15 protein-coding genes are annotated in these 16,891 nt (G+C 60.4%); all 15 read left to right on the top strand.

Annotated features, from left to right (window positions below; all coding sequences use genetic code 11):
• Positions 1 to 1,528: glutamine-hydrolyzing GMP synthase (gene guaA, locus Q1K49_RS11300; protein ID WP_300526051.1), on the top strand; the 1,528-nt coding region annotated here is incomplete at its 5' end.
• A 4-nt stretch (positions 1,529 to 1,532) separates the two neighbouring features.
• A complete protein-coding gene (larB, locus tag Q1K49_RS11295) occupies positions 1,533 to 2,321 on the top strand; it encodes a nickel pincer cofactor biosynthesis protein LarB (protein WP_300526050.1) in 789 nt (262 codons plus the stop codon).
• 38 nt (positions 2,322 to 2,359) lie between these two features.
• Complete coding sequence (locus Q1K49_RS11290; protein ID WP_300526048.1) at positions 2,360 to 3,139, top strand: molybdopterin-guanine dinucleotide biosynthesis protein MobB; 780 nt, start codon at positions 2,360 to 2,362, stop codon at positions 3,137 to 3,139.
• 140 nt (positions 3,140 to 3,279) lie between these two features.
• Positions 3,280 to 5,238, top strand: coding sequence for a sodium-translocating pyrophosphatase (locus Q1K49_RS11285; protein WP_300526046.1), 1,959 nt, complete (start codon positions 3,280 to 3,282; stop codon positions 5,236 to 5,238).
• Between the two features lie 106 nt (positions 5,239 to 5,344).
• Positions 5,345 to 7,078, top strand: coding sequence for a DNA primase (gene dnaG, locus Q1K49_RS11280; protein WP_300526044.1), 1,734 nt, complete (start codon positions 5,345 to 5,347; stop codon positions 7,076 to 7,078).
• 386 nt (positions 7,079 to 7,464) lie between these two features.
• Positions 7,465 to 8,829 (top strand): RNA polymerase sigma factor RpoD, encoded by a 1,365-nt coding sequence (gene rpoD, locus Q1K49_RS11275; RefSeq protein WP_300526043.1) that lies wholly within the window; start codon positions 7,465 to 7,467, stop codon positions 8,827 to 8,829.
• Positions 8,830 to 8,955: 126 nt separating this feature from the next.
• Entirely contained in the window at positions 8,956 to 9,228 is a 273-nt protein-coding gene (locus Q1K49_RS11270) for a S4 domain-containing protein (RefSeq protein WP_300526041.1), read from the top strand.
• Positions 9,229 to 9,297: 69 nt separating this feature from the next.
• A complete protein-coding gene (gene eno / locus Q1K49_RS11265) occupies positions 9,298 to 10,578 on the top strand; it encodes a phosphopyruvate hydratase (protein WP_300526039.1) in 1,281 nt (426 codons plus the stop codon).
• A 42-nt stretch (positions 10,579 to 10,620) separates the two neighbouring features.
• Positions 10,621 to 11,001 (top strand): RidA family protein, encoded by a 381-nt coding sequence (locus tag Q1K49_RS11260; protein WP_300526038.1) that lies wholly within the window; start codon positions 10,621 to 10,623, stop codon positions 10,999 to 11,001.
• Between the two features lie 49 nt (positions 11,002 to 11,050).
• Positions 11,051 to 11,680, top strand: coding sequence for a redox-sensing transcriptional repressor Rex (locus Q1K49_RS11255; RefSeq protein ID WP_300526036.1), 630 nt, complete (start codon positions 11,051 to 11,053; stop codon positions 11,678 to 11,680).
• A gap of 178 nt (positions 11,681 to 11,858) precedes the next feature.
• A complete protein-coding gene (gene yajC / locus Q1K49_RS11250) occupies positions 11,859 to 12,188 on the top strand; it encodes a preprotein translocase subunit YajC (RefSeq protein ID WP_300526034.1) in 330 nt (109 codons plus the stop codon).
• 111 nt (positions 12,189 to 12,299) lie between these two features.
• The gene (gene secD, locus Q1K49_RS11245) at positions 12,300 to 13,688 is read left to right on the top strand and encodes a protein translocase subunit SecD (RefSeq protein ID WP_300526033.1); all 1,389 of its coding nucleotides are present in this window, start codon (positions 12,300 to 12,302) and stop codon (positions 13,686 to 13,688) included.
• A 19-nt stretch (positions 13,689 to 13,707) separates the two neighbouring features.
• Complete coding sequence (gene secF, locus Q1K49_RS11240; protein ID WP_300526031.1) at positions 13,708 to 14,580, top strand: protein translocase subunit SecF; 873 nt, start codon at positions 13,708 to 13,710, stop codon at positions 14,578 to 14,580.
• A 97-nt stretch (positions 14,581 to 14,677) separates the two neighbouring features.
• The gene (locus Q1K49_RS11235; RefSeq protein WP_300526029.1) at positions 14,678 to 15,208 is read left to right on the top strand and encodes a lipopolysaccharide assembly LapA domain-containing protein; all 531 of its coding nucleotides are present in this window, start codon (positions 14,678 to 14,680) and stop codon (positions 15,206 to 15,208) included.
• A complete protein-coding gene (locus Q1K49_RS11230) occupies positions 15,205 to 16,878 on the top strand; it encodes a DHH family phosphoesterase (protein ID WP_300526028.1) in 1,674 nt (557 codons plus the stop codon). Before Q1K49_RS11235 ends, Q1K49_RS11230 begins: the two co-directional genes overlap by 4 nt.
• The last annotated feature ends 13 nt before the right edge of the window (positions 16,879 to 16,891 follow it).

The raw sequence follows: 16,891 nt of genomic DNA, 5'->3' as shown, positions 1-16,891 counted from the left end.
ATCAGACACCATCATCGTGTTGGATTACGGGTCTCAGTACACGCAGCTCATTGCCCGGCGCGTGCGGGAGATGAAGGTCTACAGCGAAATCCTTCCCTGGGATGCGGATGTGACGACGCTCCTTTCCGAATCCCCCAGGGGCATCATTCTTTCGGGGGGGCCGTCCAGCGTCCGAGACGAAGAGGCGCCGTCCATGGATCCGAGGCTCCTGGAGAGCGGGATTCCGATTCTTGGCATCTGCTACGGCATGCAGGTCCTCGCCCAGCGTCTCGGAGGCAGGGTGGAGAAAGGGTCCAGGGCGGAGTACGGGCGAACCCGGGTGCGTCTTCGGGAGAGCACCCTTTTCGATGGCCTTTCCGGAGAGCTTACGGTGTGGATGAGCCACTGGGACCAGGTGGCGGAACTTCCGTTGAATGCCGCAATCATTGCACAGAGCGAGTCCGGAATTCCCGCAGGGTTTGCCCTTCCTGAGAAGGGGATCTACGCCATTCAGTTTCATCCCGAAGTGGTGCACACCGCGGGAGGACGGGAGATGCTGAGCAATTTCCTTTTCAAGGTCTGTCGCTGCGAGCCCACCTGGGACCTCGGCGAATGGATCACCTCCATGACGGAGGAGATCCGGAAAAGGGTCGGGAACAGCCGAGTGGTCTGCGGTCTTTCCGGAGGAGTGGATTCAAGTGTGGCGGCGCTTCTGACGAGCCGTGCCATCGGAGACCGGCTCGAATGTATTTTCGTGGACAACGGCCTTCTGCGGTGGAACGAGGCGGCGGAGGTGCTCGAAGCGTACGAGACGCTGGGGTTGAAGGTCCACTTCGCCGATGCCTCGGCCCGTTTTCTCGATGCCCTCGCGGGAGTCGTCGAGCCGGAGCGAAAACGAAAGATCATCGGAGAAGTCTTCGTCCGCGTCTTCGAGGAAAAAGCAGAGGAAGTCGGTGGTGCGGAGTGGCTCCTTCAGGGAACGCTTTATCCCGATGTGATCGAGAGCGGCCACAAAGGCAAGGGAGCGGCGGTGATCAAGACCCATCACAATGTGGGCGGACTGCCCGAGATGATGCGCCTCGCCGTGCTCGAACCGCTTCGGGATCTCTTCAAGGACGAGGTGCGGAAGATCGGTGCTCTGCTGGGACTTCCGGAGCGCATTCTCGAACGGCATCCCTTTCCGGGGCCTGGGCTCGCTGTACGCTGTCTCGGCGAGATCACGCCGGAAAGACTGGATGTGTTGCGCAGGGCCGATGCGATCTTCCTTGAAGCCATTCGGGATGCCGGCCTCTATCGGAAGATCTGGCAGGCCTTCTGCGTTCTTCTTCCTGTGCGCAGTGTGGGCGTCATGGGAGATGTCCGTACCTACGCGGAGGTGGCGGTGCTCCGTGCCGTTGAGGCCCAGGACGGCATGACCGCCGACTGGTACCGCCTGCCGGAGGATCTGGTGGATACGGTATCGCGACGGATCTGCAACGAAATTCCAGGCATCAACCGGGTTGTGATGGACGTGACGGGGAAGCCTCCCGCGACCATCGAGTGGGAGTAGTCCGGTGGAGTATGCCGAAGCGCTCCGGAGGCGTTTGCGCGCCTTCGCGGAGGGGAAAGAGACCCTGGATGACGTGGTTGAATTCATCGCCGGTTTGCCCTACGCCGAGCGGGGTGATGTCCGCCTCGACGGGCATCGCAGTGTCCGGCGCGGTATCGGAGAGATCATTCTCTGTCAGGGGAAGTCTCCGGATCAGCTTCGGGACATTGCCGCACTTCTTCGGGAGCGCCCCGGAAACACGCTGTTCAGCCGCATGACCCCTGAACAGGCGGAGATCGTGGCACGCGAGCTGGACGGTCTGGTCTATCATTCTCTTCCACGGATGGGCGTTTTTCAGGTGGAGGAGCCTCGCTTCCGCGGGACCTCCGTCGCGGTGGTGAGCGCCGGTGCCGGGGATGTGCCTGTCGCTGAGGAGGCTGCTCTGGTCGCCGCCTTTGCGGGGTGCCGGGTGGGGCGTTATTTCGACGTGGGTGTCGCGGGCCTGCATCGTCTTCTCGATGTGCTTCCGGAACTGCGGAAAGCGGATGCCCTCGTTGTCGTGGCCGGTATGGACGGGGCGCTTCCGAGCGTTGTGGCGGGACTTGTGGGATGCCTCGTCGTGGCCGTGCCCACGTCGGTGGGATATGGGGCGTCCTTCGGCGGCCTCGCACCGCTTCTGGCCATGCTCAATGCCTGCAGCAGCGGGGTCGTGGTGGTGAATATCGACAACGGTGTCGGCGCCGGCGTGGCTGCCGCGCTCGCTTCCCGTTCCGGCATGTGGCGGAACGGACCCGAGGAAGCTTCCGACGCGTAACAAGCCGTGTCGGTGCGGAGCGGAAAGGAGTGGATTCCATGCCCTTCGTCCTTGCAGTGAGCGGACTGAAGAACTCCGGAAAGACCACGCTCTGTGGAGTGCTTTTGGAATGTCTCCGGCGGAAGGGGCTGCGGTGTGCGTATGTAAAACACGGATCTCATCGGGTGTGCAGCAACCCCGGAACGGATACGGGAAAATTCGTCGAGGCCGGATTTCCTTCCGTATGGTGGGGAGAGGATGGTCTCCGTGTCGAGCTCGGAAACGTTCGTCACGCCTCCTCCGGGGTGGCATTCTCGCCTCTTTCCGAAGGGGAGATTCTTGCGGAGATGACGAGCCGTTTCTTTCCCGGTTTCGACCTGGTCCTTCTGGAAGGCGGCAAGCATCTCACTCTTCCGCGCATCTGGGTGGGGGCCCCCGAGACGGTTCCCGAAGACGTGAAGGGAATCATCGCGTTCTACGGAGGAAATTCCGGTGACGCGGCAGCGGAATGTGCGAAGGCGTCCTCCCGTCAGGGGGAAGATGCGTCTCCCGGCGGCGCAGTACTCCGCTTTACCCGTGGCGAGGAGGCACCCCTTGCCGCGATGGTGGAGAATTTGGTTCTGAGGGGGCGCGCTCCGCTTGAGCTCTATGTGGGTTCTTCCCGGCTTGCCCTGAAATCCTTTGTGGCGGAATTCATCCGTGGTGCACTGGAGGGCATGCTGCGCTCTCTGAAGGGAGGGGCCGACTTCCACAGGGGAGTTCTTCTCGCGGTGCCTCCGGAAAAGGACGCGGAAGCCCACGAGGACGGAGAGCGACTGGAAAGGATACCGGAAGCGTAGTGCGGCAAAAAAGGGCGTTGTTTTTCGGAATTTTCCCTTGTGCCCCGCACTTCTGCTGTCTATAATGGTGGGCACTTCGGCGGCGTGCACCGCATGCCGCCGAAAATCGCGTTCATCACTTCTTAAGGAGGTCGTTTGGAATGCAGTTGTACTGGATTGTCGGAGGTGCCGGGGCGTTGGCGTTGCTCTATGCGGTCATCTCCATGGGAAAGATCACGGCGTTTTCCGTGACGAACGCGCGGGTGGAGGAGTTGTCCGGCATCATCCAAAAGGGCGCCATGGCGTTTCTCTTCCGTGAATACCGCTGGCTCGCGCCTTTCGTCGTGGTTGTGGCGGCGCTTCTCTGGTTCAAGATCGGTGCGGCTTCCGCAGTCTCTTTTGCCTTCGGCGCGCTCTGCAGTGCCCTGGCGGGGTTCCTCGGCATGCGGATCGCCACGAAGGCGAACGGAAAGACTGCCTTCGCCGCGACGGAAGGTATGAACAGTGCTCTGCGCATCGCTTTCACGGGCGGCACCGTGATGGGCATGTCCGTGGTGGGTATCGGTATCCTCGGTGTTGTCGCCTCCTATCTACTCTTTCGTGATCCCAACGTCATCACGGGCTTCGGGTTCGGTGCCAGTTCCATCGCGCTTTTCGCCCGCGTGGGGGGCGGCATCTACACCAAAGCCGCCGATGTGGGAGCGGACCTGGTGGGCAAGGTGGAGGCGGGAATTCCCGAGGACGATCCCCGCAATCCCGCGGTCATCGCGGACAACGTGGGGGACAACGTGGGAGACATCGCCGGCATGGGGGCCGATCTCTTCGAGTCTTACGTGAACTCCATCATCGCCGCCATGGCCATCGGCCTCGCGGCCTTCGGAGACAGGGGCGTCGCCTATCCGCTTCTTCTTGCCGCCCTGGGCATCGTCTCCGCCGTGCTCGGCACCTTCTTCGTTCGGGTTAAGGAAGGGGGCGATCCCCAGATGGCGCTGCGTATGGGCATCATCTCCACGGGGGTTTTCATGATTGCCGGTTCCTTCTTCCTCACCCGCAGTGTCTTCGACGGGGACAACACGCTCTTCTTCGCCGTGGTGGCGGGAGTGCTCTCGGGTGTGCTCATCGGCTACGTGACGGAGATCTACACCTCCTCGTCGTTCAAATCCGTGAAGGAGATCGCCCATGCCTCCGAGACGGGCGCTGCCACGAATATTCTCTCTGGCATCGGTGTGGGCATGAAGTCCACCATGATCCCCGTGATTCTCATCTGTGCAGCCATTCTTGTGGGAGTGAAATTCGGCGGGCTCTACGGCATCGCCTGTGCGGCGGTGGGCATGCTCTCCACGGTGGGCATGACCCTTTCCGTGGACGGATACGGCCCCATCGCGGACAACGCCGGGGGCATCGCCGAAATGAGTCACCTTCCCAAGGAAGTCCGGAAGATCACGGATCGCCTCGACGCGGTGGGGAACACCACCGCCGCCATCGGCAAGGGACTCGCCATCGGCTCGGCGGCGCTCACTGCGCTGGCGCTCTTCGCGGCCTACGCCACGGCGGTGAACCTGAGCGTCATCGATCTCAAGGATCCTCGGGTCATGGTCGGTCTTTTCCTGGGCGGCATGCTCCCCTTCTTCTTCAGCGCCCTTTCCATCCAGGCGGTGGGACGTGCGGCGGAGAAGATGATCGACGAAGTGCGACGCCAGTTCCGGGAAATTCCCGGCCTCATGGAAGGGACCGGAGAGCCTCAGTACGAACGGTGTGTGGACATCTCCACTGCCGCGTCCCTTCGGGAGATGATATTCCCGGGACTTCTCGCGGTGATTTCCCCGGTCCTCGTGGGATATATCCTCGGAGCGCAGGCCCTCGGCGGGTTGTTGGGCGGCTCCATCGTTACGGGGGTGATGCTCGCCATCTTCATGTCCAATGCGGGCGGTGCCTGGGATAACGCGAAGAAGTACATCGAAGAGGGCAACCACGGCGGAAAGGGGAGCGCTCCCCACGCCGCGGCGGTGGTGGGAGATACCGTGGGCGATCCTTTCAAGGATACCGCGGGGCCGAGCCTGAACATTCTCATTAAGCTCATGTCCGTGGTGGCCCTGGTGCTCGCACCGCTCTTCGTCTGATCACCCTTCAAGGTAAAAGCCCGTAGGGGGGCATCGCCCCCGTTTTTCACAGGGGGGAAGAGCGTCCGCTCCTCCCCCCGTCTGTTTGTCCGGAGGAGCGCGAGTCATGCATGCCGACCATGTGCGGTGGATAAAGGAGCGGCTGGATATCGTCGAGGTCATCGGCGATTACGTTCCCCTGAAAAAAGTGGGACGGAGCTTCAAGGGGCTCTGTCCCTTTCACGGTGAGAAGACGCCCTCCTTCACCGTTTCGCCCGAACGGCAGACCTACCATTGCTTCGGCTGCGGGCGGGGTGGGGACATTTTTTCTTTCGTCATGGAGACGGAAGGCATCTCGTTTTCCCAGGCCCTGGAACTGTTGGCTTCCCGGGCCGGGGTTTCTCTCGAGCCGGTACGGAAAGGTGCTTCCGGAGGCGATGTGCGGAGCGTTTCGGCACTGGCACAGGAATTTTTCTCGGAGAGCCTTTCGGGGCCGGGGGGAATTTCCGGAAGACACTATCTGGCGAAAAGAAATGTTCCGGAGCACTTCTGGAAGGAGTTCGGTCTGGGGTGGGCACCCTCCGGCTGGGATTCCCTGTGGCGACATCTGCGGAGCCGGAACGTCGACGAGAAGGATGCCCTCGCCTGCGGCGTGGTCGTCGAAGGCAACAGAGGACTCTACGATCGCTTCCGCGGTCGGGTCATCTTTCCCATCGCGGACGTGTCGGGGCGCATCATCGCCTTCGGCGGACGGCTTGTGGACGGAGAAGGCGCGAAATATCTCAACAGTCCGGAGGGGGTCCTCTTTCGGAAGCGGGAGTGTCTCTATCTGCTGCACCGGGCCAAACAGTTCATGCGTGCCCGGGGACGAGCAATTCTCGTGGAAGGCTACATGGATGCTCTTCGGCTCCACATGGAGGGATTCGGTGAGGCCGTGGCGTCTCTCGGTACTGCACTCACTTCCGAACAGGCGGATCTCGTCAAGCGATTCGCGCCGCGCTGTTATATCTGTTTCGACGCGGACGCGGCAGGGCAGGAAGCTGCGGTGCGAGGCATGTATGTGCTGCAGAGCCGTGGATTGGATGTGAGGGTGGTCTCTCTGCCCGAGGCGAAGGACCCCGATGAGTTTCTCTCCGCTCCCGGAGGCTCCGCCCGTTTTGCCGCCTGCCTCGACGAGGCGATGCCTCTCGTGCGACATCATCTTTTCCTGCGGAGAGACGCCCTGCGTGATCCGACGCAAAGAGAACAGGCCACCAGAGATATCCTCAGCGGTGTTGCGCAGCTCTCTTCCCTTGACCTTGCTCCCTTTGTGCCGGAGGTCGCCGCTGCCTTCGGTCTTTTTGCGCATCAACTCGTCGAACTCGTCGAAAGAGAGAGAAAAGTCCTTTCCCAGCCGGAACAAGGGAAATCCTCCCTTTCCGGCGTATCTATAACTGGAGGGAAAGAAGAGGAAGCGGCGGATCCGGTGGAAGCCGCGTTGCTCTTTCTCCTGTGGACGGACGCGAGCCGTCGGCGCAGCGCCTCCCCGGAGGGCATGCTTCCCCTCTTTTCGGAAGAGCGGCTTCGCCATATTGTCATGGCGCTTCTTTCCGGAGAGGTCCCGGAAGAACTGGAGGCGCGATGGCATGTCATCGGCGAAACCTATCCCCTTCGCGTGGTGGCTTTCGGAGGAGAATGGTGTGCCCGTCTCGAAGAGAAGGATGCGTGGAAAACGGTTGTGGGCCTCCTTGAGGCGAGAAACAGAAAACGGCAATATGAAGCCCTGCAGCTCAAATGTCGTCGTGGAGAAGCGACCGACGAGGATCTTTTGGCGTTACGGGACCTTGCGCAGAAGCTGAAGGGGGGCAAGGATTCGGCGTGACTGAACAGAGAAAGAAAAGAGAAGATGGCGACGCGGAAAAAAACGTCCCGGCGGAGGAAGCGACGCGATACGACCAAACTCCTCAGGAAAGGCGGAACGGAGCCGACGTGAAAAAGAAACGGAAGAAAAAGAGCATCGAAGGAGAAGGCGCGCCCTCCGGGTTCTCCGAGAGTATGGACATTTCCGGGAGTCGTGATGCCGAAAAGGCGGACGCATCCCCGGTGAAGCCGATTGATGGCGCCGGGAGAGAGACGGAGGGGGCGAGGGCGCTCTCCCAATCGTCTGCAACTGCACGGAATGAAGAAATGGCATCGGAGAAAACACAGAAGCGTGCGAAGCGGAGCGACCGGAAAAAGCAGGGGGAGGTCTCTCCGGAAGGGGAGCCGATGGAGATTCCCTTGACACTGTCCGACGGCGAAGGCGCTCCTGCGGAAGCCCTGGATGGGGATGCGTCCTCTTCCGTCGAGGTTTCTTTTGCCGGCGAGGACGGGGAGGACATTTCGCTACCTGAGGGGGATGAACTCTTTCTTGAGGAACCTCTCGCGGAGGATCTTTCCCTCTTCGGTGGTGACGAAGTGACCAGTCCGGTTCCCGTCGCCGCCGAACCTGTGGTGGTCGAGAGTCCGGATCCGGTGCTCGCGAGGGAACTGCCTCTCGAAGAGACGCAGAAGGATTATCTCCTTTTCCTTCCCCTCATTCAGGAAGGACAGAAGCGCGGCTACATCACGTTCGAAGAGATCGAAAAACAGCTTCCTCCGGAGTTTCTGAACAACCCGGAGACGCTGGACAAGCTTTATGAAGAGTTCACGCTTCTCGGGATCGAAGTGCAGGAGGAGACGAAGCGCGGCAAGGATGAATCCGTCTCCGACGAGGAGCTTGTCCCTCCGGCGGCGGGAGAGAGCATGGGTGTTCTCGAGGATCTTCCCCTGTCCGATCCCGTGCGCATGTACCTGCGGGAGATCGGCAAGATTCCGCTGTTGACGCCTGACGAGGAAGTGACGCTGGCCAAGCTCGTGGAGGCGGGAGACCCGAGAGGGAAGAGCGCTCTTGTGGAGGCGAATCTTCGTCTCGTCGTGAGTATCGCCAAGAAATACATCGGGCGGGGGATGCTCTTCCTCGACCTGATCCAGGAAGGGAACCTGGGACTCATTCGTGCGGTGGAAAAGTTCGATTACCGGAAGGGATACAAATTCAGCACCTACGCGACCTGGTGGATCCGTCAGGCCATCACGCGGGCCATCGCCGACCAGGCCAGAACGATACGCATTCCCGTCCACATGGTAGAGACCATCAACAAGCTCATCCGCGTGTCGAGACAGCTTGTGCAGCGCCTGGGGCGGGAGCCCACCGCGGAGGAGATCGCCCAGGAGATGGAGATCCAATCCGAGAAGGTGGAGGAAATTCAGCGCATCGCGCAGGAACCTGTTTCCCTGGAGACGCCTATCGGCGAGGAGGAGGACAGTCAGCTCGGAGATTTTCTCGAGGACAAAGATCTTCCGAGTCCGGAAGAGGCTGTGGCGAGCCAATTGCTCCGGGAGCAGCTGGATGACATGCTTGAGGATCTCACCGAACGGGAACGGGAGGTTTTACGTCTCCGTTTCGGCCTTGAAGACGGACACCCCTATACGCTCGAAGAAGTGGGGAGGCGTTTCGGTGTCACTCGGGAACGCATTCGTCAGATCGAAGCGAAGGCGTTGCGCAAACTTCGGCACCCCAGCCGGAGTCGAAAGCTGCGCGATTTTCTGGAATGAGCGCCGTGTGCTGTTGGAGCGGATGTCATTCCGGCTGTTCGTTGCGACAGCAGTGAAAGAATTCCCTATGTCGACGACCCGTTTCTCTGTTATACTGGCTTCGGGTTCGTGCTCGGAGGCGCAATCATGAGAGTGGACATCTATCTCAAGCTCGCACGCCTGGTGAAGCGGCGAACAGTGGCGCAGGAAATGATCCGTCTCGGGGCTGTTCGTGTGGACGGGCGTCCCGTGAAACCTTCCGGGGAAGTGCGGAAGGGTGCACGGGTTGCCGTGGCCTTTCCTCGGCGCTTGCTTGTCGTGGAGGTGCTTTGCGATGACGAGCAGCTTCTGCGGCGGAAGAGCGAGCCTTATCTTGTACTGGAAGAGCGTTCCCTTGACGGGGAGACATCTCCTTGGTAACACCCCGGCCGGCCGGTCCGGTCTGAAGGAAAAGAAAAATCAACCGCCCGGAGGGGGAGGAGTGTACGGATGAGTTACATCGTCGGTGTTCATGGAAGGGAAATCCTCGACTCGAGGGGCAATCCGACGGTCGAGGTGGAGGTGTGGCTCGACAACGGCATTGTGGGAAAGGCCGCCGTTCCCTCCGGAGCCTCCACGGGGACCTTCGAGGCAGCGGAACTGCGTGACGGTGAGGCACGTTTTTTCGGCAAGGGCGTGCTCAAAGCTGTGGCGCACGTGAACGAGAAGATCGCTCCCGAAATTGTGGGAATGGATCCTGCGGAGCAGGCGGCTTTGGACAAAGCACTGCTCGCCCTTGACGGAACGGCGAACAAGGGAAAGCTCGGCGCCAATGCGATTCTCGGCGTCTCCATGGCAACGGTGCGGGCCGCTGCGGAGGACCACGACCTTCCCCTGTGGGCCTATCTGGGAGGATTGGGGCCCATGCTTCTGCCCACGCCGATGATGAACGTCGTCAACGGCGGCGCCCACGCGGACAACACCCTGGATATCCAGGAATTCATGATTCTTCCCCACGGTGCGAAAAGTTTCGCCGAGGGGCTTCGCATGGGTGTGGAGACCTACCATACGCTGAAGAAGATCCTCAAGAAGAAGGGCTACGGTGTTTCCATCGGTGACGAAGGCGGGTTCGCTCCGAATCTTCGTACTAACAGAGAGGCATTGGATGTTCTCATGGAGGCCATCGAGGCCGCGGGATATTCGCCGGGCGCTCAGATCTCCCTCGCCGTGGACGGTGCCGTGACGGACCTGTTTGAAGACGGTGTCTATTCCTTTGCCGGAGAGGGACGAACGTTCACGCCGGAACAGCTTGTCGCCTACTACGAGGATCTGTGTGACGCCTACCCCCTTGTCTCCATCGAGGATGGCATGGCCGAGGAGGACTGGGCGGGATGGGCACTGCTCACGGAATGTCTCGGCGGAAAAGTGCAGCTCGTGGGGGACGATATTTTCGTCACGAATCCGGAGCGGTTCTCCCGGGGGATTGCCGAAAAGATCGGCAACGCCGTTCTCGTCAAACTCAATCAGATCGGCACGGTGACGGAGACGCTGCAGGTCATCGACAAGGCTCGCTGGAGCGGCTACGGCGTGGTGATCTCCCATCGTTCCGGGGAGACCGACGACTCCTTCATCAGCGATCTCGCCGTCGCTACGGGGGTCGGACAGATCAAGACGGGTGCGCCCGCCCGTATGGACCGGGTGGCAAAATACAATCAACTGCTCCGCATCGCCGAGACCTGCACGGCGCCTTATGCGGGCCTTTCTCGGGTGGTCCGTGCGAAAAACGGCTGAACAAAGCGGTAGAGACTCGGAACAGCGAAGGAGGATGTGCGAATGAAGCGTGTAGTGAGCACCGACAAAGCACCGGCTGCCATCGGGCCTTACAGCCAGGCGGTGTGGATGGGGGATCTCCTCTTCCTGTCCGGACAGATTCCGCTTGATCCTGCCACGGGACAGCTCGTGGGCAAAACTTCCGCGGAACAGGCGGAACAGGTCTTGAAGAACATCGGTGCCATTCTGGAATCCCAGGGGCTTTCCTTTCGGAATGTGTTGAAAACAACGGTGTTCTCCGTGGATTTGGGAGATTTTGCGGACGTGAACGCCGTGTATGCCCGCTGGTTCGAGGCGGAGCCGCCCGCCCGCTCCTTCGTGGAAGTCCGGGGACTTCCCAAGGGCGCGAAGATCGAAATCGAACTCATTGCCGCGAAGGGGTAGGAGTTCGTCTCCGAGGATACCGATCCAGGAAGGAAGAGGAGACCAGAAAATGAAGGTTGCCGAGCCCACAGTGGAACGTCTCGTGCAATACTATCGGTTGCTGGAACAGCTGCATGAAGAGGGCAGGAAGGTCGTCTCGTCCCAGGACATCGGCGAAATCCTCGCTTTCAAGGCAAGCCAGGTGCGAAAGGACTTGTCCTACTTCGGAGAAATCGGCAAGCGCGGCGTGGGCTATCACGTGGACAAACTCTTCGAGCACATCCGTTCCATTCTGTCTTCACCGAGGGTGTGGCGGATGGCGCTCGTGGGGGTGGGGCATCTGGGAGAGGCGCTGCTCGGGTACAATGCGCTTCGAAGCGATAAGTTCGGCATTTGCGCCCTTTTCGACGTGGATCCGGAGAAGGTCGGAAAAGAGGTCGGCGGAATCCCCTGCTTCCACGTCGAGACAATGACCGACGTGCTTCGGGAGCAGAATGTCGAGGTGGTCATCCTCACCGTTCCCGCTCATGTGGCGCAGTCCTGCGTGGACAAAATCGCAAAGAGCGAGACGGTGAAAGGAATCCTCACCTTTGCCCCCATTCCCGTTGTCGTGCCGGACCGGATCCTCGTCTACAGCGTGGACATTTCAGTGGAACTCGAAAAACTCCTTTTCTATCTCAAACAGGCGAATGACGACTGACCTTCTCTTTTCCCCTGACCGGAGCTCGTGGTACAATCGGGTGCATTCCATGTCGAGAAGACATTTTGAGGAGGCGGTGTTGTTGCGAGCAATGCTGATTGGCTTTGCGAGTCTTCTGTGGCCCGGGGTCTGCCATGCCGAAGGCGCGCCGGCGGGATCGCAGGGAGGGCTCTTGGGCATGCTCATGCCCCTGGCGTTGTTTATCGTCATTTTTTACTTTCTGATCATTCGGCCGCAAAAGAAAAAGCAAAAGCAGCACGAGAACATGCTGGCCTCCATTCGGAGAGGTGATCAGATCGTGACGGCGGGAGGATTCTTCGGTGTCGTCAAGGACGTCAAGGAAGACAGTTTTATTGTTGAAATCGCCGATGGTGTGAAGGCCCGCCTACTCAAGAGTTCCGTCTCGTACAAGCGGTCTGTCGAAGAGAACGACGCCGCCAAGGCGCCCAAGAAGGAAGAAGAGACCGCTCCTCAGGAGACGGCGCCGGAAACCGGCTCCGAACAGTAGGAGGCGCTTTTCGATGTGCCGCACGGAGTGGGTGCGAAGCGCCTGCTCCGTTTTTCTCATGTGCGGAGAGGTAGTGTTACAAAAAGACGGCATTAAGGAGGTCGTGTTTTCATGTTGAAACGTGATCGCTGGCGGTTGCTGCTCGTCGTTCTGGTGGTCGCCGCCGCCCTGGCGTCGGTCTTTCCCATTCAGGGCAAGATCCGCCTGGGACTCGATCTGAAGGGGGGCGCCCACATCCTGCTGCAGGCCAAGGGGACGCCGGAAAACCCCGTTACCGAGGACAGTGTGGAACGCCTTCTCGCCGTGCTCAGGAACCGTGTGGACCAATATGGTGTTTCCGAGCCGGTCATCCAGCGCGAGGGCCGGGATCGTATCATCGTCGATCTCCCCGGAGTGGAGGATCCCGAGGCGGCCCTCGAACTGATCGGCAAGACGGCACTCCTGGAGTTCCGCGCGGTGGAGGGCGTATCGCCCAGGGTTCCCGCTTCGCCGGAACGGAAGAATTACGAGGATGATGCGAGTTTTGCCGCAGCGGAGGAACGTTGGAAAGAAGCGGCGGAGCAGGTTGCCGCCGTCCAGCAGGAGATGGCCGCCAAGGCCGAGGGAGACGACGCGCTCGCGATCATGAAGGACGAGAAGAACGTCGCCTATCTGCTCGGGCCGGCCCTCGTCACCGGGAAGGATCTTCTCGATGCCAAGACCGCTTTCGACAATCTCGGACGTCCCGTGGTGACTATCAAGTTCAACGCCGAAGGAACGAAACTTTTCGACAAGGCCACGGCGGACAACGTGGGACGTCAGCTTTCGATCGCCCTCGACGGAGTTGTGGTTTCCGCGCCGGTGGTGCAGGAAAGAATCAGCGGCGGTGACGCCCAGATCTCCGGGAGTTTCTCCCCTGCGGAAGCACAGCGCCTCGCCATCATGCTCCGGGCAGGTGCACTTCCCGTTCCGGTGGAAATTCTCGAAAACCGTTCCGTGGGACCCACCCTGGGAAGCGATTCCATCGAATCCGGACTTCGTGCGGGGTTGATCGGAGCGGCGTTGGTGGTGCTCTTCATGCTGCTCTACTACAGATTCCTTGGAATCGCCGCGGATGCGGCCCTGGGCGTGGCGGTTCTTCTCGTCTTCGCGGCGCTCATCAGCTTGAAGGCGACCCTGACGCTTCCCGGCATCGCGGGAATCGTGCTCACCATCGGTATGGCCGTGGACGGCAATATCCTCATCTACGAGCGCATCAAGGAGGAGCAGCGAGCGGGGAAAACACCTCTTGCCGCCGTTGACGCGGGATTCCGCAAGGCCATCACGACCATCATGGATGCGAACATCACCACCCTCATTGCCGCTGCGGTGCTCTACTACTTCGGCAGCGGACCCATCCGAGGTTTCGCCGTGATCCTGAGCATCGGCATCGTGGCCAGCCTTTTCAGTGCCATCGTGGTGACCAGGGCTCTGCTGCAGATCTTCCTTGGGCGCAGCCGAAGTGTCCGGCTGCAGCAGTAGAGGGTTAGGAGGAGCGGAGATGTCGTTGAGAACAAAGCAAATTCGTTTTATGGAAATTCGCCGCATTTCCCTTGCCCTGAGCGCGCTGCTGCTGCTGGGCAGTATGGTGTTGCTGATGACGAAGGGGCTCAACCTCGGTATCGATTTCACGGGAGGTATCATCGTTCAGGTTGAGTTCGCCTCTCCCGTGACGGTCAAAGAGGTGCGCGAGACCCTTGCCGAGGGTGGACAGCAGCACGTGACCATTCAGGCCTACAGCGACAGGGGCGTCATCGTTCGGCTCGCTGCGGACGATGAGGCATCCCAGAAGGCCGCCATCGACGCGATGAAGAAGAAGGATTCCGGAGTGAACGTGCTTCGCATCGAAAAAGTCGGGCCGGTGGTGGGAAAACAGCTCCGCGAGGAGGCCGTCGTTGCGGTTGCGGTGGCCCTTGTGGGCATTCTCCTCTACATCACGGTGCGTTTCCGGTTTCGTTTCGCCGTCGTGAGCGTGGCCGCCCTCCTGCACGACACCATTCTCACCCTGGGACTTTTCAGCCTCCTTGGGAGAGAGGTCTCTCTCACCTTTATCGCCGCGATTCTCACCGTCGTGGGCTATTCACTGAACGACACCATCGTCATTCTCGACCGTGTCCGTGAGAACTGGAAAGAGCTTCGCTCGAAGGGGATCGTCCATCTTCTCGACCTTTCCATCAATCAGACACTTTCCAGAACGATCAACACATCGTTGACGACGCTGCTCCCCGTAACGGCGCTCTTTCTCTGGGGTGGCCCCGTCATCGGTGATTTTTCTCTCGCGCTTTTGGCGGGAATTCTGGTGGGAACCTACAGTTCCATCTATGTCGCGGGGGCACTTCTCTGTGAGTGGAATCTCCGAAAACCGGAAATCTGAGAGGTTTGCGGCGGAGCTGGTTGACCGGACCGTGCTATAGTCGTATTGGAGCGGGTCGGGCTGGAAGCCGTGCGTCGAGTCTCAAGGAGGGATGCACATGAAGAGTTATGCGCTTGCCATTGCGGTGGCCATGCTTGTGGCGGCCGGATATGCCTTTCAGAATACCGGTGATGTGACCGTTCGCTTTCTCATCTGGGAGCGTCAGATTCCGCAAGGCATCTGGGAGGTTCTTCTCTTCGCGGCCGGAGGCATTCTCATGTGGTTTGTCTCTCTCATCGCGCTTCTGGAGGTCCGGGGTGGATTGAAGCGGGAGATCCGGGATCTGCAGAAGCGCAACGAGGCTCTCTCCGAGGAACGCACGGCGTTGCTCACCGCTCTTTCGAGCCTGAAGGGCTCCGGGCGGGAGCATGTCGCGACGAGTGTTCCCGTACCCTCCGAAGAGAAGGTTCCCATGGAGACTCCCACGAGCGAAGAATGTGCTGCGGTGGGCGTCCCCTGCGAGGTGGAAAAACGGGACGAGGAACGGGAAATGCCCGAAAAACCCGCGTCGTTTGAGGATGCTGCCCCGGAGGAGCAATCTTTTGAGGATGTTTTCATGAAGGTCGACGAGGAGCAGGAGCGACGGTGATCGGTCTCTGCGCCGGTGACGAAATCCGGGTGAGGTATCCTGAAGAAGACGCTTCGACCCTCGCCCTTGCTCTTGGATGCAGCCGAATCTTCGCGAGTGTACTCCAGATGCGCGGCTTGGGGTGTTCTGAGAAGGCTCGGGCGAAACATCGTCCGGGCCTTCGGCTCGCTTTGGAGGAACTTTTCCTCGGTAACGAAGATCCTGGGGGCGAAGGGCTCCGTGCCGCGCTTCGCGAGGGTGCACGAGTCGTCGTCTACGGGGACTACGATGTCGATGGTGTTGCCGCCACGTCGCTCGCGGTGGAACTGTGTCTTTTGTATGGAGCGGACGTCCGCTACTATATTCCGCATCGACGTCTGCAGGGATATGGCATTCACGAGGACATGATCGGCCGCATTCTGCAGATGGGGTGCGATCTTCTCCTCGTCGTGGATTGCGGCACAAGGGACCGGAAGATCCTGGAGGGTGTCGTCGCCGCCGGTGTGCCCGTGTGGGTTTTCGATCATCATCTGCCCGAAGGTCCCACGGTCCGGGAGGCGGGGGCTGTTCTCATCAATCCCCATGCCTCGAACGGCGACGAAGAAGGAGTACGGCTCTGCGCCACGGGAGTTCTCTGGGCGTGGCTCTTTCGAAACTCCCTCGCGCCGGAGGGGTGGCTTCGTGAACGCCTGGATCTCGTGGCACTGGCTACTGTGGCGGATTGTGTCTCCCTGGGCCCGTTGAACCGTGCTCTCGTTTTCGAGGGACTCGAACAGATCCGCCAAGGGCGAAGGGTGGGTCTGAGACTGCTCGCGGAGCGGCTCGGGCTCGTTTTTCAGCGTATCGGCGAGGAAGATCTCGCCATGAAGCTCATCCCCTGCCTGAATGCCGCGGGAAGACTCGATCTCGCGGATGTATCCGTTCGGGTTCTTCTTGGAGAGAAGGACACGCTCCAGTGGGTGGAGCGGCTTGTCGAACTGAACAGGAAACGTCAGTATCTTTCCGGACGGCTCGTGGACGAGATCTCCACGGCAATCTCCGCGGAGGAGCGCCATGTTCTTCGGGGAAACGAATGGCCTGTGGGAATCCTGAGCAGTGTGGCAAGCCGTCTCTGCTCGCAGTTCCGCAGGCCCATTGCGCTTGCCGCGCCGGCGGGCGAGGTTCTTCGCGGCACTCTTCGCGTGCCCGGCGGCGTGGATGCGGTGGCGATTCTTCGTGACGTGGAGGAACATCTTCTTGAGTGGGGAGGCCACCGTCAAGCCGCTGGATTCAGCGTTGCTCCCGAAAGATGGAGTCTCGTAGAGGAAAGGCTCGAGTACAGCCTGTCCGAAGTGGAAATCCAGGAGGACCTCCTGGAGGTGCTCGCCTTTCCTCCCCAGGAGATCGACATGGCTTCCTGGCGGGAAGTGGAAACGCTGGGGCCTTTCGGCATGGGCAATCCAAGACCACTCCTTTACACGGAGAACAAGGGGGTTCCATCGGTCCGTCCCCTCGGAGGCAATGGGAGACACGTCACCGTGGAGGTGGATGGCGTGCCTCTCCTCGGATTCAATGCAGCCAAACTTCTTGCGGAGTGTCCGAATCCCCGTGGATGGGTGTATGCTCCCCGGATTGACCATTGGAGGGGACAGGCGCGCCTTCAGTTCGTGCTGGAGCGAATCGTCCATAGCGGAGGCGTTGCACATGCGTGACGAGGACGAAAGC

This window comes from Aminiphilus sp. (assembly GCF_029975095.1).
Classification (GTDB): domain Bacteria; phylum Synergistota; class Synergistia; order Synergistales; family Aminiphilaceae; genus Aminiphilus.
This window is presented reverse-complemented; position numbering and strand designations above follow the sequence as displayed.

What these genes read in the sequence shown, in the direction of transcription:
- dnaG (WP_300526044.1), top strand. Translation starts at nt 5,345, where the DNA reads ATGCATGCCGACCATGTGCGGTGGATAAAGGAGCGGCTGGATATCGTC.
- Q1K49_RS11290 (WP_300526048.1), top strand. Translation starts at nt 2,360, where the DNA reads ATGCCCTTCGTCCTTGCAGTGAGCGGACTGAAGAACTCCGGAAAGACC.
- Q1K49_RS11260 (WP_300526038.1), top strand. Translation starts at nt 10,621, where the DNA reads ATGAAGCGTGTAGTGAGCACCGACAAAGCACCGGCTGCCATCGGGCCT.
- secD (WP_300526033.1), top strand. Translation starts at nt 12,300, where the DNA reads ATGTTGAAACGTGATCGCTGGCGGTTGCTGCTCGTCGTTCTGGTGGTC.
- Q1K49_RS11285 (WP_300526046.1), top strand. Translation starts at nt 3,280, where the DNA reads ATGCAGTTGTACTGGATTGTCGGAGGTGCCGGGGCGTTGGCGTTGCTC.
- eno (WP_300526039.1), top strand. Translation starts at nt 9,298, where the DNA reads ATGAGTTACATCGTCGGTGTTCATGGAAGGGAAATCCTCGACTCGAGG.
- secF (WP_300526031.1), top strand. Translation starts at nt 13,708, where the DNA reads ATGTCGTTGAGAACAAAGCAAATTCGTTTTATGGAAATTCGCCGCATT.
- Q1K49_RS11255 (WP_300526036.1), top strand. Translation starts at nt 11,051, where the DNA reads ATGAAGGTTGCCGAGCCCACAGTGGAACGTCTCGTGCAATACTATCGG.
- Q1K49_RS11235 (WP_300526029.1), top strand. Translation starts at nt 14,678, where the DNA reads ATGAAGAGTTATGCGCTTGCCATTGCGGTGGCCATGCTTGTGGCGGCC.
- yajC (WP_300526034.1), top strand. Translation starts at nt 11,859, where the DNA reads ATGCTCATGCCCCTGGCGTTGTTTATCGTCATTTTTTACTTTCTGATC.
- rpoD (WP_300526043.1), top strand. Translation starts at nt 7,465, where the DNA reads ATGGAGATTCCCTTGACACTGTCCGACGGCGAAGGCGCTCCTGCGGAA.
- Q1K49_RS11270 (WP_300526041.1), top strand. Translation starts at nt 8,956, where the DNA reads ATGAGAGTGGACATCTATCTCAAGCTCGCACGCCTGGTGAAGCGGCGA.